Genomic DNA, 15,839 nt, shown 5'->3' with positions numbered 1-15,839 from the left:
CCGGAGTTTTCCATGACTTGGCGAGACACCTACCGCGCCGCGACTTTTCGCGGCGTGGCCTTTTTTGTGGAAAGTGCGGACAGCAGCCACGGTCGGCGTCAAGCCGTGCACGAAACTGCACAGCGCGACACTCCGTACACCGAAGATCTGGGTCGAAAGTCCCGCGAGTTTTCGGTCATCGGCTATCTGCTCGGCAAGGACTACCACCTAAACCGGGACGAACTGATCAAGGCCTGCGAAGTTGCGGGACCAGGTGCATTGGTTCACCCGTATCGCGGGGAAATGAATGTTGTTTGTCGCGGCCTGAACGTCAGCGAGACCGCGGCAGAAGGTGGGAAGTGCACTATCGCTCTCACTTTCTTGGAGGCAGGGGAGGCGGCCTACCCGTCGGCGAACGTTGATAGCGTCAATGCGATCAGCGCCAAGGGCAACACCGTCACCGCTGCGGCGGAAAAAAGCTTTGTGTCTGACTTCCTGACCACAGGATTTCCCTCCTACGTGGCGGAATCTGCTGCGTCCGGGCTGGCAGCCCTGGGTGATTACATGGCGGCGCCTGGCTTGAGCTTCTCCGGTGACTTGAAGGCAGCGTCTGACTTTTACCTGCAAGCGCGTGGGCTAGCATCCGACGCTTCAAGTCTGGTCCAGAAGCCATTGAATATGGTCAGCCGTATTACAGGTTTGATCGGTTCGGTCCGTTCAGCTTTTGGTATAAACGCTTTCAGCATGCTGACCAGTTTGTTTGACCGTTCGCCGACGACCTATACCGGCAGTACCGCAACGCCAAGTCGCCAGCAGCAGGCCACCAATGCAATTGCGATGAATGCACTGGTGCGCCAGGTGGCTGTAGCCGAGGCCGCCAAGGCGGCGGTCGTCACGCAAACCCCGGTGGTTACGACGGCGAACTCCACTCAGGCGGCGACGGGGGCGATCGGGGCGGCGCCGGCAACGACAGGAGCAACTCAAACAGCGCCTGGTGTTACCCAAACACTCCCTGTTCCAACCGTTTACGAAAGCTACCAGGCAGCAATCAAGGTCCGCGAGGATCTGGTCGACCGTATAGACGCCGAAAGCGAAGTCACTCCGAACGATGAGGTGTACGTCGCACTGTCTGATTTGCGTACCAGCGTGGTTCAGGCTGTGCCAAATCCTGAGCAAAACCTTGCCCGGATTGTTCAATACGTACCGCGAGAAACGCTGCCTTCCCTGCTGGTGGCTTATCAGATCTACGGCGACGCCGGACGCGCCGATGACATCGCTACGCGCAATTCAGCGCGACATCCGGGGTTTTTAATGGGCGGACAACAGCTCGAGGTACTCGCAGATGGATGACTTGGAGCTGCTGGTCAACGGTATGAAATATGCCGGCTGGACTTCTCTTGGCGTCACCCGTGCGATCGATGCGGCGACCACGGCCTTCACGGCAACGCTCACCGAAAAATGGGAGGCGGGAAACCGATCGTTGGCACAAGTAGAACCCTGGCCGATTCTCCCGGGTGATGCGTGCGAGGTAAGGCTAGCCGGCTTTCCGATGGTGATCGGCTACGTTGATATTTTCAAACCGTCCTACAGCGCGAACGACCACACGATCAACGTGCAGGGCCGGGATAAGGTTGCCGACCTAGTGGATTGCAGTGCAGTGCACGCGCCGGACGAATGGAAAAACATCGACCTGCTCAAGTTTGCGCAGATCCTCGCGGCTCCATTCGGCGTGACGGTAAAGGCGGATATAGCCGTTGGTGAGCCATTCCAGATCTTCAAGCTTCAACAGGGCGAAACAGCCTTTAAAGCGATCGAGCGCTACGCCCGGCAGCGCAAGGCACTGTTAATGCCCGACGGCGCTGGCGGGTTGTTGATTACCCGTGCTGGCGTTCGGCGCGCCACAACTGCGCTGGTGCAGGGTGAAAACATCCTCAATGCCAGCGGCACGATCGATCATAGCCAGCGATTCAGCAGCTACCAGGTGAAAGGTCAGGCGAGTTACAGCCCAGATAGCACCGGAGAAACTGAGGCACACATACAAGGCAGCGTTACCGACAGCGGAATCAAGCGCTATAGACCGATGCTGCAGGTCGCCGAGATCGGTGGCACATCCGCGAGCCTGCTCGATCGCGCTACGTGGGAGGCCAATAGCCGCATCGGCAAGTCTGCGGCTGCCAGCGTTTCGGTTTATGGCTGGCGCCAAAGCCCGGGCGGTGCGCTGTGGGAGCCTGGTTTGCTGGTATACGTCCGCTCATCCTGGCTTCGCATGGATGGGTGGATGCTGATTCGCCAAGTTACCTACGAGCGAGGCGAAGGCGGAACTACGGCCAAGCTCGAGATCGTCAGCCCGCAAGCCTTCGACCCTGAGCCGCCAGACGGGAAGAAATCGAAAAAAACCAAGACCGGTAAAAAGGGCCAGCGGAATATCTGGGCCGAGGCTATTGGCGAAGAGGATCCACCGAAATGAAGGAAGCGCTCCGCGAGATTGGCAGCCGCGTAATGATGATGTTCTCCCGTGGCGTGCTGCGGGACGTCAATGATTCAGGCCCCAGGCAGCAGGTACAGGTTGAATTGCTTAAGGACGAGCTTCGCGATGGCCTTGAGCACATGCAGAACTATGGCTTCACCAGTCACCCGCTGGGTGGTGATGTAGCCGTGGCTTTCCTCGGTGGCAACCGCGAGCAAGGGATTGTTCTGGTGGTCGATGACCGTCGGTACAGAATCCCCCTGCTGGCTGGTGAGGTCGCCATCTATGACGACCTTGGCAACAAGATCGAGCTGCTGCGTGAGATGGTGAAGGTCACTGCCGTTCAGCATCTCGAAGCCCAGGCCCCTACGATCAAACTCAACGGCGACCTTGAGGTGATTGGCAACGTCAAAACCACTGGCACCATCACGAACAACGGCAAGAACATCGGCAGCACTCACCAGCACAGCGGCGTTACCGCCGGCAGTGGAAACTCAGGAGTGCCTATCTGATGGCCGATGCCGCAATGGTAATGACCGAAAGCGGTGGGGAATTGCTCCTGTCGGGCTTCGACCTGGCGCGCGACGACGGCCTGCAGACTGCCGTGATTATCAGCCTCTTCACTGATCGCCGGGCCAGCCCCGAGCAGATCCCCGTCGAGCTCCCACAGGATGATCTGCGCGGCTACTGGGGTGATGTCGCCAACGATACACCTTCTGACCAAACCGGTTCACTGCTGTGGCTGCTGGCTCGCGAAAAGCAGTTGCCGCAGATCCTTGGCCGCGCCCAGCAGTATTGCCGCGAGGCATTGGCCTGGATGGTAGAGGACCTGGTCGCCACGCGCGTCGAGGTCACCGCCGAGTTTGTGGCTCAGGGCTGGATGCTGATCCTCGTCGATATATTCCGGCCAACCGGATCTCCGGTTCGCTATCGATTTAATTACGAATGGGCGGCTCAAGCCGCGAAGAGGTCTGCCTGATGCCATTTGCTCGACCAACACTGACTGAGCTGATCGACCGCGTGATCACCGACATCAGCAGCCGAGTAACTGGCGTCGACAGTGCCGTGGTTCGCCGCTCGTTGCTCGGCATCGTCGGTCAGTCGGAAGCCGGTGCAGTGCACATGCTGTATGGCTACCTCGATTGGATCGCCAAGCAGTCGATTATCGACACCGCCGAAAAGGAATACCTGGAGCGCTGGGCGGCGATCTGGAAGGTGATTCGCAAAACAGCGGGTTTTGCTTCCGGGCAGATCGCACTTTCCGGAACCGCGGGCGCTTCGATTCTTGACGGCACAATTGTGCAGCGACAGGACGGCGTTCAATACAAGGTGCTCGGTGATGCTGTGTTTGGTGGTGGTCCGCTGATTGTGCCGGTCTTGGCTATTGAGGCGGGTGAACTCGGCAACTTCGGAACAGGCTTGCCTATCTTCTTGCTTTCGCCGATCGCAGGTGTCCAATCCACGGGCACAACATCCAGCGCGCTTGTGGGTGGCATCGACGTTGAGTCTGACGAAAGACTACTGGCCCGTCTGCTCGCACGAATTCAACAACCACCGCACGGCGGGGCCAAATCTGATTACGAGTTGTGGGCCTTGGAAGTGGCAGGTGTGACCAGGGTTTGGGTGTACCCACTTCAGATGGGCGCCGGAACGGTGACGGTGTTGTTCGTGTGCGATGAGGACGTGCCCATCATTCCTTCGCCCTCCAAGGTTGCCGAGGTTCAAGCCTACATCGATGCTCCCACGCGTCGGCCGGTGACTGCTGAAGTATTCGTCGCGGCACCAATTGCCGATCCACTGAACATGAGCATCAATCTTTCGCCGAACACCGCTGCTGTTCAGAACGCCGTGCGAGCGGAGTTGGCTGACTTGGTCGATCGCGACTCTGCTCCAGGCGGAACGATTCTGATCAGTCGTCTACGCGAAGCTGTGTCCTTGGCTGCAGGAGAGGACAACAACCAGATCGTTACGCCGACAGCAGACGTTGCGCACGCTACAGGCCACATGGCAACCCTCGGGACACTCACCTTTTCCAGTCTGTAGGAGGCGCAATGCCAACAGCTGCTGAATACAGGGAGCATCTGAAAGCGCTGCTACCACCAGGTCAGGCGTTCCCACGAGACCCGGGCACCACGCTACACGACCTTCTTGAGGGCATGTCGATAGAGTTAGCACGCGTCGATGCTCGGGCTGGCGTACTGCCCCAAGAGGCGAACCCTGCTACGTCCGCCGAAATGCTTACTGACTGGGAGCGCGTAGCTGGCTTGCCTGACAAATGTTCGGGCGTCCTCGAGGAAACTCTGCAAGGGCGCCGCAATGGGTTGCTCACAAAGCTCACCAGTACAGGCGGCCAGTCGCCAGCCTACTTCATTGAGCTGGCCGCATCGCTTGGCTACACGGTGACGATCGAGGAGTTCAGACCGTTTCGTGCCGGCGTATCGGTAGCAGGTGATCTCCTAACAAATGGCCCTTGGGTCCACACCTGGTTGATTCGGGCGCCAGAGGTGAGCATCACCGAGTTTCGTTCCGGTCTTTCTGCTGCCGGGGAAAGGCTGCGCACCTGGGGTAACGACGCCCTCGAATGCAAAATAAATCAATTGAAGCCCGCGCACACGATTGCGCTCTTCGCTTACGGAGATTGAAGCATGCACAGAATAGACGGGCCTGGCGCAACAGTTGATAAAAAATTCACTGAAGGCGATCCGGTTGGAGGTGTGCCCGCAACGGTTGTCACCGCAGCCTGGATGAACGATGTGCAGGAAGAGCTGGTGAGCATTTTGGCTGCTGCCGGCATTACCCCGGTGAAAGGCACGCAGGACCAAATCCTGAAAGCCATACGTACTATTACCACCGGCGCAGTTGGCGCAAGCGTAAATGCGCGTATGTCGATCACGGCCGCAAATGCCAGTGCCACTTTCACCGCTGATGAAGTGGTCGTGAAGTCGGCGCTCGGCGGTCTTGCCTGGCTGCTGTCGGGACCCTCAAAAGTCATCAACCTGGCAACCATCGGCGCCGGCGGTATGGACACCGGTACTGCGCCGGTTAGCGGGTATGTGGCCATTTATGCCATCTACAACCCAGCGACAGGTGTATCAGCACTATTGGCTACAAACGCCACTGCGGCAGTTCCGGAAGTCTATGGCGGGGCGAACATGCCTTCTGGCTATATCGCCTCCGCCCTTCTGACAGTGGTTCCCACGAACGCTAGCAGTCAAATGATTCCGTGTACGGTGTCTGGTAAAAAAGTCGCTGTTGCATACCGGCCGATGATCAACAATATTGCTGCACCGCTATCATCGGCAAACGTTTCTGCGGCCATTCCTGCAAACGCTAAAAAAGTCAAACTTATGATGTCGATGTTGTCTAGTACAGCAAATTCGATTATGACTTTCGTTATCGGCCCGCAAAATTCTAGTGTGGGTCAAGCTAACTTCACAGGTTCGCCAAACGTTGCTTCAAATGGATGGAGTATTTATGCAGAGGTAGACATCGCGACTCCACAGACTGTTTGGTGGGCCGGTACAAGCAGTTTAGGTACACCATCATTTACGGCTGGTGCGATTGGTTACGAGATATAGAAATCCACCTCCACTAAATATTGGTGATATTCAATGGCAAAAATAGTGTTTCTTGGAGACAGCATTACGAAAGCGACTGACTATGGCAGCGTTACGTTAACTGACTGTTTCGCCTTCAAGGTCGGAGCCCTTGCAGGGTATGCCCCAAGTGAGATTTTCAACGCAGGCGTGTCATCTGACACCTCCGGCGGGATGCTGGCAAGGATCACAACCGACGTCATTGATAAGGCACCAGCTGTTTGCGTCGTCATGGCCCTCGTAAATGATGTGGTTCAGGATGTACCGATTTCAGCTTACAAAGAAAACCTTAGGGCAATAGCAAGTCGCATGATAGTGGCTGGTATAAAAGTTGTTTTCGTGTCGCCGCCGCTCGATCGCGGAAGTCAAGCGTTACAAGAAAAATGCCGATCATATCTTGAAGCATTGGAAGCAGTAAGCATTGAGTTTTCCGCACCATTCATTGATTGCTATCGTGAATATGCATTCATGTATTTGTATGGTGTTGGGGATTTTTATGCCTGCTACGTAGATAATATCCATCAGACAAAAATTGGTCATGACAAGCTTGTTTCGATTCTGACGCGTGGCACACGCATCAGAGCATTTTGTCCCCCAGGTATTACTCCAGTCTCACAAGATCTCAAGTCATTAGTGCTTTCAATATCAGATTATTTGCTGAGCTGTCGGACATCATCGCTATTAAGCAATGTCGCCAATGAGAGAGCCAAGTTTTAATAATTGGAGTTTGATATGTCAATCACCGCGCAACAGCTCCTGCAGATCCTTCCGAGCGCCGGTAAACAAGCCGGCGTTTTTGCGTCTGCGCTGAACCTGGCCATGGACCGGCACCAGATTAACACTCGACTGCGCATGGCTGCGTTCATTGCTCAGGTCGGGCATGAGTCAGGACAGTTCCGCTACGTGAAGGAGTTCGGCGGCGACCTGTACCTGAGCAAATACGACACAGGCCCGCTGGCCAAGCGCCTGGGCAATACGCCAGAGGCGGACGGTGACGGGCAGAAGTACCGCGGCAGGGGCTTGATCCAGATTACGGGTCACGACAACTATCTCGCGTGCAGCAAGTCGCTGTTCGGTGATGACCGGCTGCTGCGTACGCCAGAACTGCTCGAGCAAGCCGAGTGGGCGGCGAAGTCGGCGGCGTGGTTCTGGAATTCGCGGAACCTGAATGCCCTGGCGGATGCCGGCGATTTCGTAGGGATCACCCGGCGCATCAATGGCGGAATCAATGGCCTTGCCGAGCGCCAGGCCTTCTACTCGACCGCGCTGAAGGTGATGGAATGAACGCCATCCTTCTCCGGCGTCTTCCTTATATAGCTGCGCTGCTGATCGGTGCTGGTGGTGCCTGGATGTGGCAGGCCAACAGCTATGGCAAGCAACTTGCGGAACAGGCGTTACTGCATCAGTCCGACCTAGACACCATTAGCAACGCCGCCGCAGCCAAATTGCGTACCGATCAGGATAAGCGCCACGCACTTGAGCAGAGACTGTCGGCCAGCGAACGAACCCATTACAAGGAACTGAGCGATGCTCAAATCAACCAGAAACGCCTTCGTGATCACCTTGCCACTTCTGATCTGCGGCTGTCAGTCCTACTCGACTCAACGGAACCAGCCGGCGGTTGTGCAATGCCAGCCGGTACCGAAGCCGTCTGCGTGGTTCATGGAGGAGCACGCGCCCAACTTGACCCAGCGCATGCTCAACGAATTGTCGCCATCACTGACGACGGAGACCAAGGATTGATCGCGTTGCGTGCGTGCCAAACCTACGTCCGGGAAATTTCGCGCTGACAGACCTGGGGCTGAGATTGAATCTGCTTCTGTTTACTGTGAGGCGGTAAGCGACCGAGGTGCATCCTTGCATACCTCGGACAACAGTGTAGAAGGCACAAAAGCGTCACCCACTCTCGAAAAGTATTTATCCTGCTGCTCAGCCTTGAAGCCGGTGGGAGTGGCGCTCGACCCAAGGTAACGAACCGTCGAATCAGTGCAGTTGAATTCGCGTTTCACGTAAGTCATGTAAGCGCCGAAATCTCTTTTCGTGACGACGATTCGGGTGTGGTCGGTTTTGCTGATCGAAACGGTCGAATCCTGGCTGAGTGACTGAGAAGTCATGGTCGCTAATTCAGCGCCATGAGCAGCAGAGCAGGAAAATATGACGCAGGCAATAAGAAAGCGACTCATGAGAAACCTTCCGTGGGAACATGACCGAGTGGATGATAATAGCCATTTCTTGGACATTACATAGTAATTATTGCAACTGCATTTCGAGCTTAAATGATCGTTTTGGTCCGGGGCGTCAGGCCCTCCAGTATTCCCTTGAGCCGATCAGCTTCGCGCTTGTGACCTCTGGCCGAGATTTCGAGGTCGTACAGTTCCTTTCGAGCGCTTGCCAGTTGAGCTGACCTCTCTCGTAGGTTACTCATTGCGTCGTCGCGCTGCGTGATCGCTTGGTCATACATCTGCACCAGGCCGAAGATATCCTCTCGCGCCTTCCGAAGGTGCAGGTTTAGTTCTTGGACCTCGTTTTCCAGCATGCACAAATAGTGGGTGCACATTTCGAGCTCAGCGGGGCTGCCGAGCCAATCGCTGGTGTCTTCTATTTCGTAGAGGGTCCACGGTCGCGCCTTGCACTGTTTGTATATACAGTAATTGAGTTGCGGCCTTATGGCGAATGCTGGCAACGGAATGCCAAGCACATCACACCGGGATCATCATCACCGCGAGCGTCATTTTGATGAACTCCTCATTCTTGTCGATGGTGTCCAGGGCGCCGCGAACGTTGTCGCGTTGAAGATACGCAGATCGGACCGAGGCGCTGTACTCCAGTTTCACCCTGCTGACCACGCCCCGATAATGCAGCAGTAGTTCGGGAAATGGCTCGCTGGCCTTGAGATTCAACGGTATGAGTTCATCTCTATTTTCGAGGTTAATGGCTCGTGGCAGAAGATAGTAGCTGCAGCAAAGTTCATGCTTTTAAAGCCCAAGAAAAATTTGACTTACCTATTTGAAGGTTGATGGCAATTCGTCGTGGCTGGGAGGAACTCATAAGTTAGCTGCTCAGTGACAGTAGTAGGGTCTCAGATGAAAGGGCTTTAGGTATGCATGTTTTTTGAACATCTAATATGTCCAGTAGTAGTTTGGGGAGATAAGGGTCGATCCAAGACTGAACGTGAGGAGAAAAGAAATATAAAAGTGTCATAAGTGTTGCAGACCAGAAGGTGAGGCAAAAGTATGGAGTGTAAAGTGAAAGATATATTCCTTTTTTTGTTGCATTGGGGTTGCCACCACCTGTTAATTTTGGCAGATAAGTAATTTTTTTGTTTTTTATAATGTCGTCCCAGCTGTCCTCCAACTGTTTGAGGGCTACTTTTGCTGCGCTTATGGAGGCTATAGCTATGATGCTCGTCATAATTCCAATGAGGGCAAGTGCAACCATGAGTCCACTGAATTCGACATTGACGATTCCAATGTCGGAAAGATTTTTTATTTGCGAGCAGTTAGCGGCCACTTCGAATCTTTTCTGGTAACAAATTCCAAGAGTTGCGAGTGTGAAAGACTGGATTGTAATAAGCGTGGTTGTTCTCTGGTGTATCAGCTCATCTTCGTGCTCTACATAATTTCGATAGATTAAATAGATCGCTTCCGCGTCAGGGTCTCTTTTTGGTTCTGTTTCGTCGCACATGGATTCTTCTCTTGAAAAAAAGCCCATAATGAAAACCACGGCATATAAATAAAACTACTCCAAGCGAAATGTATGCTTACTTAGTGTAGAGTACTTTTTGGTTTTTTTTGCGTTTGAGTGTTATGGAGACCAATATGGATTGGGATTCCGACCAGCGGCGGGAACTTCGTAAAAGCAATCCAGTGCTAGCGCTCACATAGCGAGGGATTCTACAAATACGGGTCAAATGCACCACACCATCACTACTCAGAAATGTTCGATGACGGAACTTCGATCGCCTAGAACGACGTCGAGAACAATCTGACCCTAGAATAAACGATGAAAGCGAGCGAACCGTTGATGTCTCGCTCGGTAGAACCGTTGCAATTGCGCAAAACCTCCTCTGGAGGCCGCGTGTTTCCGTTTGCAAAAGCACAAAAGAACGGATGTTTTGCCACCATCGGAATCGACGATTATCCTTATAAAACAGGTGCTTGGGTCGCTACAGTCCCCAGCATGGGGTGCTAGGGGCCTAGCATGGCGATTGATTGCCGTCACTCGGGGGTCATCATTACCGCAAGCGTCATCTTGATGAATTCTTCATTGCGATCGATTGCGACCAGGGCGCCGCGCACATTGTCGGCGACATCCGCAGCGCCGCGCTGCTCAATCCAAAGCGTGAGCTCCATGATGGCAGCCTCGAGGGCGAGCTGGTTTTCGTTGAGTTTTGAAAGTAGGGAAGGGAGCAGGTCTGCATTTGGCATCGTGAATCCTCCTTGAGTCTTCAGCGTAGCAAGGGGAACTGTGGGGGGCGAAGGTCGGCAGAACACCGGGGGTGGGGGGTAAAATCAGTTCCTAAACTCAAGGGCGAGCCCGCATTCTACGCGGTCTGTAGAGCATCTGCTTTGCCTTTGTTTCGGAACTAAAAAAGGCTACAGGCTGCAGCCGGTATGCGTTTCACTAGCGGATTGCAAATCCGCCTACGCCGGTTCGATTCCGACCTCGGCCTCCACTATTGAAAACCCCGCAGATTAACGTCTGCGGGGTTTTTTATTGGGCGCAGGAAAGTGCTGTGTTCCGCAACTTTTGCAAGGCTTTCCGCAACCACCACACCGATTGCTCATTGACTCACCCACCCATCAGATTTTTCCTACAAAAAAATTGACCGCAAGGCCTTCTGGACGTTAACTGTATATTCGTACAGTATTGGAAGTCGTGCGTCATGAGCTTTGCAATTTTAGGACCTATCGGCCAGGGCGGTCGGAAACTGCCGCTCTGCCTGTTCCAGGTGCCGGCAGGTTTTCCATCGCCGGCAGCGGACCACATCGAGGCGCACATCTCCCTGGATGAGGTGCTGAACATCCGTGCACCGCACGTCTACCTGGTATCGATCACCGGGGAGAGCATGCAGGGCGCCGGGATTTTCGAGGGGGACCTGGCGGTAGTGGATCGCTCGCTTGAACCGGCCCATGGCCATATCGTCGTTGCCTTGCTGAACAACGATCCGGTGTGCAAGCGCCTGTGCATTCGCGGCAAGGACGTGATCCTGCTGTCGGAGAACCCCAAATACCCGCCGCGTTATGTGCTGGAAAGTGACGAGCTGTCGATCTGGGGTGTGATCACCGGCAGTGTGCGCAGCCATGTCTAAGCCAGCGCCGGTCTTCGGTCTTATCGACTGCAACAGCTTCTATGCCAGCTGCGAGCGGGTGTTTCGCCCGGACCTGGCCAAGGTTCCGATCGTCGTCCTGTCGAACAACGACGGGTGTGTGATAGCTCGATCCTACGATGCGAAACCGTTCGTAAAAATGGGCGAACCATATTTCCAGATTCGAGACAAACTGAGGCAGCACGGAATCGTGCCGTTTTCCAGCAATTATGCCCTGTATGGCGACATGTCTGAACGCGTCATGACCATTTTGGAATCTACAGTCGACTCCTGGGAGCGGTACTCGATCGATGAAATCTGGCTAAGCATGGGTGGTATGCCCGGTAACCTTGAGGCATTCGGCCGTGATCTTCGGTCCCGCGTATTACGGTGCACGAGCATCCCGGTCGGTGTTGGAATAGCATTTACTAAAACCCTTGCCAAGTTGGCCAACCACACCGCTAAGCGCTTGCAGGCTCAAACTGGAGGCGTTGTAGATATCCGTGATTCTTTCAAGCGAGACTGGGTTTTGCGTAACACCGCGGTAAGGGAAGTCTGGGGAATTGGTAGGCGAATGACAGCGCACCTGGAATCCATGGGCATCCTGAGGGCTATGGACTTGGCAATGGCTGATCCCAAGATGCTGCGGCAAAAATTCAGCGTGGTGGTGGAGAAGACCGCTCGTGAACTGGCGGGAATATCATGCTTGGACGTTGAAGAGGTCGAGCAGCCAAAGCAAGAGATCTGCTGCAGTCGGGCATTCGGCAAACGCCTCGTAGAGATTGAGCCGATCAAGCAGGCAGTGGCCACTTACGTTGGACGCGCAGCGGAAAAACTCCGAGCTCAAGGTTCGATGTGCAAGCGCATGCGAGTGAGCATCCGCACTGGTATGTTCAATCCTGGCGAGGCCCATTACGCCCAGGGAGTGATGGTAGAACTGCCTTACCCGACATGTGACACTCTGCTCATGACGCGAATGGCTACCGACGCAGTGGCTAAAATCTTTCGTCCGGGCTTCCGTTACAGCAAAGCTGAGGTGCTTTTGATGGATCTGAGGCAGCCAGGTGAGTTTACCGAAGATCTGTTTGCCCCCAAGCAATCTGCAGAATGCGTTCGGCTGATGCAGGTTATGGACAATATCAACGGAAGGTGGGGCCGGGGCACACTGCGGGCTGCCAGTGTTCCAGCATCACCTGACTGGGGGATGCGCCGTGAGATGATGAGCCGATCTTATACGACCAAGCTGGACGAACTTTGGATGGTGCGCTGCGATTAGAGGTGTCAGCGGTCGAGGGATTCTCATTGCCGTAAAATCCACAGTGCCCTGAACCAATTCTGACACTGGGATTTTCAGATGGTAGCTTTAGCCATTTTTACCAAGCAAATACTCAGTCGTTCGAGTGACCCCCAACGAGGCATTCTGCTTCTGGCCACAGCAAAAATTTCGAGTCAGATGATGGCTATTCTCCGTCAAGACTTCGACTAGATGGTTAGTGTCGTTTATTTACTGAATCAAGGACCATCAAGGCGAGCGAGCTTGATTGAAGCATCGGTGAATGGGCAGCAGTGGACTAAGTCCAACGCTCGAGGTCGCGTAGGTGCCGTGGGTGCAGCGTTCACCTACCAAGCCATGGAATATCGAGATGAAGCATTCTGGCAGCTCCTTGATGACTACCGGGTGCTCGTTGTCTTCGATGAAATCCACCATTGTGCCGGCCATGATTCGCTGCTCAGCAACGCTTGGGGGCAGCAAATACTGCAACGAATACAAAATCGCGCAGCCTTCACTCTGGCACTCTCCGGTACCCCGTGGCGTTCTGATGATCGAGCCATTGCCCTGGCAAGATATTCCACACCCGAAGGGCATTTGATCTGCGACTACCGCTATGGCTTAAAAGAAGCCGTTGACGACGGAGTTTGCCGCTCCCCTCGAATTGTCTTGCTCGACAATCAGAAAGTGAAACTCACTGAGGAGTTGGGAGCTGATAGTTCCGTCAGGCTGTTGACTTGAAGGCCGGCCGACACGATCCAAATAGGCCGGGCTTGCCACAAGCGTGGCACGCGACCAGCCCAGTGACCTACCCGTGTATTCAGAGTGAATCGCCCCTAGTTTCGTAGACGACTTGATCGGCCCCTTTGGTCGAATCCCATGCCACTCACTGGTCGGGTTGAGTGCAAACGAGTGAGAGCAATTACGAGAATGGGACAGGAAGTCCGTTATGAATTCCTTGGGCTGCCGTGATATGAAGACCGCGTGGCGCTAAGTCGACACCCCTACACCGTTCGGCGACTGTCAAAAGCATAAGGATTTTGGTCGATGACGGCGCCGGGCCCGGCGGCCGTCTCGCGTGGGCCTAGCGACGATACCGTGCAAGCTCGCAGGCTTCTACCGCGGCAAAAAACCGCCCAGCAACTTGGCGGTTCCTGTTACAAGACTTGTCAATAACCCTGATGCCCGTTCGAGAAGCGGCGTCAGCAACAGCATAACTTCCGGCGTCTTGACCACAAAAACGTAGCCCGTGATAGCCGTCAGAACAAAGGAGAGTACGGTGAGCGACCACGCCATTTTCAGGTTCAGATTGCAATCGGCTTTCAAGCTGTCGAAGATCGTGGTCACTTCAGCGAATAGCTTTGGCAACTCCTGACGGAAGCGCTTTTCCTTCTGCACGATTTCATACCTGATCGCCTTAATAGCGATCATCTGGCTTTTGATGAGCCACACGATGATCGTCAGGAAAAACAGTGACGACACCATGACCGTGCAGTTGATGATGAGATGGCTGTCGTCTGCCGCGTCCTTTAGCTGCGTCGTAGCTAGGATCGTAGACACCGGTATCGCCAACAGCTTTCCCTGGATACCTATAAGCAGTCCGTTGAGTTTGACGCTGAACTCTCGTTTCTGCTCGTTGAGCTTGTCGAGGTCGTTGTTGAAAGAAAAATTGGAAATGAACAGCTCATAGTTGTTTTGCGCATTTTCAAGTATTTCGTCGCAGTGACTCAATAGGTGCGCCAACCGGTTGGATTCTTCGCAGGACTTCAAGCTGGTGATCAGCGCGTTACGTATGAGCCGTTTCTTTTCGGTGCCATGCAACGTATCAGACAGCAAGTCCTCCAGCTTTTTAAGGCCATTGGCGACGATGCCGGCGGCACGCCGCACGGTCGGTGCGCTGACACCGTAGGTCAGATAGATCTTCTGGTCGTAAGTCATCAGTGTGAAGCGACTGCCTGTCACTTCTAATATAGCATTGCGCTCAAGCTCCTTGATGAAACTGGACGCCTGGATCACCGCGGGAGGCTTGACCGTCGACTGGTCGCTCCAAGTTTTGTAGCCCGAGTCGAGCAGTGCGAAATGCTCAGGCAGACAGTGCAGGTTGAATACAGCGAGCAGATCTTCCTCATCTTTGGCGAGACAATGCTGCGACCCACGAGGGGGACTGATGGCGATGTCAACGCGCTGCTCTGCGACGGCGCCGAGCGTAATCAGCCGTCCATTTTGGCGCACCTCAACCTCGACTGTTTCACTCTCGTTCAACCTGTCCAGAATCGCGCGCTGTGGCGCTTGCAGGTGCAACGTAGCGGTGAGTTGATGATCGGACCATTTCAGCGGACATATGCCGTTCACCCGCAGAATGTAAGTGTATAGCCAACACACCTTCACATGACTGACGGTGTGTGGTTCAGTCAGTCGACTGCATCGTAAGCGTCTGGCAGATACACGTTGTCAGCAATATGATGGCTGCCTACATCAGCTGTTGCCTAGCTGCATGGCATGGGTAGTATGAGGAATATCTGTTCGTATGAAACCACAGTGCAGATAAAACGCATCGCCCTCGGGAGTATCAGTAGAAAGGTGCACGCTCCGAAAGCGAAGAGCCGCATGTGTCAGCAGCGCTTTTACTAAAGCTTGACCAACATGATGCCCTCTTGACGCAGCTGCGACATATACCCTGCGTAGCCTTGCCGTATTGGTCTCCGCATATGGATCATTGGACAAGCCCCCGACGCCTATCAGTTGCTGGTTCAAGCACGCCACCATAAGGCACTCGCCGGGAGCATCGAAACGGTTCGTCCCCGAGTGCCACTCGTCAATCAACCGGGTGATAAACCTGAAACCTTCCTCAACCGCCTCTTTTTCCAATGCCAGAATCTTCGGTGGCAAGTGCGTGATCTGATGGATCTCGAATTGTTTCATTCATCGTCCTTGTTTTATTTGGGGGGGAGACTTATTGGTAATCGTACTTGGAGCATGTCTCACACAGATCAAGCGGGCATCCACTCATGCAGTTTTTCAGCGATGGGCACCGCCGTTTCCTGGCGTAACAGCAAAACACGCGTCCGAGATTGAAATCTTTACTTTTGGCAGAGGCTTCCGGACTCGGATTTAACGTAGCAGCGTGCAAAAAAGACGTTTTCACCAGCCAATGAGCAGGCAGTTTGGGCAGACCGATTTTTTCAACAGAATCGGTCGAATGCTGCCTGTCGCGAAGGG

19 protein-coding genes and 1 pseudogene are annotated in these 15,839 nt (G+C 54.3%); 13 read left to right on the top strand and 7 right to left on the bottom strand.

Translation table 11 applies throughout. The features are described from left to right. Positions 1-12: 12 nt before the first annotated feature. Genes DKB71_RS18865 through DKB71_RS18820 form a run of 10 tightly spaced genes read left to right on the top strand, consistent with a single transcriptional unit; the run spans position 13 to position 7,832 of the window. Complete coding sequence (locus DKB71_RS18865; RefSeq protein WP_408596569.1) at positions 13-1,329, top strand: DNA circularization protein; 1,317 nt, start codon at positions 13-15, stop codon at positions 1,327-1,329. Next, the gene (locus tag DKB71_RS18860; RefSeq protein ID WP_408596567.1) at positions 1,322-2,446 is read left to right on the top strand and encodes a phage baseplate assembly protein; all 1,125 of its coding nucleotides are present in this window, start codon (positions 1,322-1,324) and stop codon (positions 2,444-2,446) included. The genes DKB71_RS18865 and DKB71_RS18860 overlap by 8 nt, the downstream gene beginning before the upstream one ends. Next, positions 2,443-2,958, top strand: a complete 516-nt coding sequence (locus tag DKB71_RS18855) for a phage baseplate assembly protein V (RefSeq protein WP_408596565.1) — start codon at positions 2,443-2,445, stop codon at positions 2,956-2,958. The genes DKB71_RS18860 and DKB71_RS18855 overlap by 4 nt, the downstream gene beginning before the upstream one ends. Further along, a complete protein-coding gene (locus DKB71_RS18850) occupies positions 2,958-3,425 on the top strand; it encodes a phage GP46 family protein (RefSeq protein ID WP_408596563.1) in 468 nt (155 codons plus the stop codon). Before DKB71_RS18855 ends, DKB71_RS18850 begins: the two co-directional genes overlap by 1 nt. Then, the gene (locus DKB71_RS18845; RefSeq protein ID WP_408596561.1) at positions 3,425-4,489 is read left to right on the top strand and encodes a baseplate J/gp47 family protein; all 1,065 of its coding nucleotides are present in this window, start codon (positions 3,425-3,427) and stop codon (positions 4,487-4,489) included. Before DKB71_RS18850 ends, DKB71_RS18845 begins: the two co-directional genes overlap by 1 nt. 8 nt (positions 4,490-4,497) lie before the next feature. Continuing rightward, a complete protein-coding gene (locus DKB71_RS18840; RefSeq protein WP_408596559.1) occupies positions 4,498-5,088 on the top strand; it encodes a YmfQ family protein in 591 nt (196 codons plus the stop codon). Between the two features lie 3 nt (positions 5,089-5,091). After that, positions 5,092-6,024: a hypothetical protein gene (locus DKB71_RS18835; RefSeq protein WP_408596557.1), complete on the top strand. Its 933-nt coding sequence runs from the start codon at positions 5,092-5,094 to the stop codon at positions 6,022-6,024. A 33-nt stretch (positions 6,025-6,057) separates the two neighbouring features. Then, a complete protein-coding gene (locus tag DKB71_RS18830; RefSeq protein ID WP_408596555.1) occupies positions 6,058-6,759 on the top strand; it encodes a GDSL-type esterase/lipase family protein in 702 nt (233 codons plus the stop codon). Between the two features lie 15 nt (positions 6,760-6,774). Beyond that, positions 6,775-7,326, top strand: coding sequence for a glycoside hydrolase family 19 protein (locus tag DKB71_RS18825; RefSeq protein WP_408596553.1), 552 nt, complete (start codon positions 6,775-6,777; stop codon positions 7,324-7,326). Then, positions 7,323-7,832, top strand: coding sequence for a lysis protein (locus DKB71_RS18820; protein ID WP_408596551.1), 510 nt, complete (start codon positions 7,323-7,325; stop codon positions 7,830-7,832). Before DKB71_RS18825 ends, DKB71_RS18820 begins: the two co-directional genes overlap by 4 nt. 33 nt (positions 7,833-7,865) lie before the next feature. Here the strand turns inward: DKB71_RS18820 and DKB71_RS18815 are convergent, their stop codons facing one another. The 5 genes from DKB71_RS18815 to DKB71_RS18795 form a co-directional block, all read right to left on the bottom strand. Next, positions 7,866-8,225: a hypothetical protein gene (locus tag DKB71_RS18815; RefSeq protein WP_408596549.1), complete on the bottom strand. Its 360-nt coding sequence runs from the start codon at positions 8,223-8,225 to the stop codon at positions 7,866-7,868. An 89-nt stretch (positions 8,226-8,314) separates the two neighbouring features. Beyond that, positions 8,315-8,578, bottom strand: a complete 264-nt coding sequence (locus tag DKB71_RS18810; protein ID WP_408596547.1) for a hypothetical protein — start codon at positions 8,576-8,578, stop codon at positions 8,315-8,317. A 163-nt stretch (positions 8,579-8,741) separates the two neighbouring features. Continuing rightward, positions 8,742-8,942, bottom strand: coding sequence for a hypothetical protein (locus tag DKB71_RS18805; protein WP_408596545.1), 201 nt, complete (start codon positions 8,940-8,942; stop codon positions 8,742-8,744). Between the two features lie 151 nt (positions 8,943-9,093). Beyond that, positions 9,094-9,726, bottom strand: a complete 633-nt coding sequence (locus DKB71_RS18800; protein WP_408596543.1) for a hypothetical protein — start codon at positions 9,724-9,726, stop codon at positions 9,094-9,096. Positions 9,727-10,259: 533 nt separating this feature from the next. Beyond that, complete coding sequence (locus tag DKB71_RS18795; protein WP_408596541.1) at positions 10,260-10,469, bottom strand: hypothetical protein; 210 nt, start codon at positions 10,467-10,469, stop codon at positions 10,260-10,262. 458 nt (positions 10,470-10,927) lie between these two features. Here DKB71_RS18795 and DKB71_RS18790 point away from each other — a divergent pair, with 458 nt between their 5' ends. From DKB71_RS18790 to DKB71_RS18780, 3 genes and pseudogenes are all read left to right on the top strand, one after another. Beyond that, complete coding sequence (locus tag DKB71_RS18790; protein ID WP_408596539.1) at positions 10,928-11,353, top strand: LexA family protein; 426 nt, start codon at positions 10,928-10,930, stop codon at positions 11,351-11,353. Continuing rightward, a complete protein-coding gene (locus DKB71_RS18785; protein ID WP_408596537.1) occupies positions 11,346-12,626 on the top strand; it encodes a Y-family DNA polymerase in 1,281 nt (426 codons plus the stop codon). The genes DKB71_RS18790 and DKB71_RS18785 overlap by 8 nt, the downstream gene beginning before the upstream one ends. Before the next feature lie 312 nt (positions 12,627-12,938). Then, positions 12,939-13,352: pseudogene (locus DKB71_RS18780) on the top strand (diguanylate cyclase); the annotation flags it as partial. A 384-nt stretch (positions 13,353-13,736) separates the two neighbouring features. On the opposite strand, the gene DKB71_RS18775 reads toward DKB71_RS18780, so the two are convergent. Continuing rightward, positions 13,737-14,882 carry a hypothetical protein gene (locus DKB71_RS18775; RefSeq protein ID WP_408596535.1) on the bottom strand — a complete coding sequence of 382 codons (1,146 nt, stop codon included), beginning with the start codon at positions 14,880-14,882 and terminating at the stop codon, positions 13,737-13,739. A 213-nt stretch (positions 14,883-15,095) separates the two neighbouring features. Beyond that, positions 15,096-15,542 carry a GNAT family N-acetyltransferase gene (locus DKB71_RS18770; RefSeq protein WP_408596533.1) on the bottom strand — a complete coding sequence of 149 codons (447 nt, stop codon included), beginning with the start codon at positions 15,540-15,542 and terminating at the stop codon, positions 15,096-15,098. Between the last annotated feature and the right edge of the window lie 297 nt (positions 15,543-15,839).

Origin of the sequence: Pseudomonas sp. PLMAX (assembly GCF_046042685.1) — a bacterium.
In the GTDB taxonomy this organism is placed as follows: domain Bacteria; phylum Pseudomonadota; class Gammaproteobacteria; order Pseudomonadales; family Pseudomonadaceae; genus Aquipseudomonas; species Aquipseudomonas putida_AE.
Note: the sequence above shows the minus strand (reverse complement) of the source record. Positions and strands in the feature narration are given on the sequence as shown.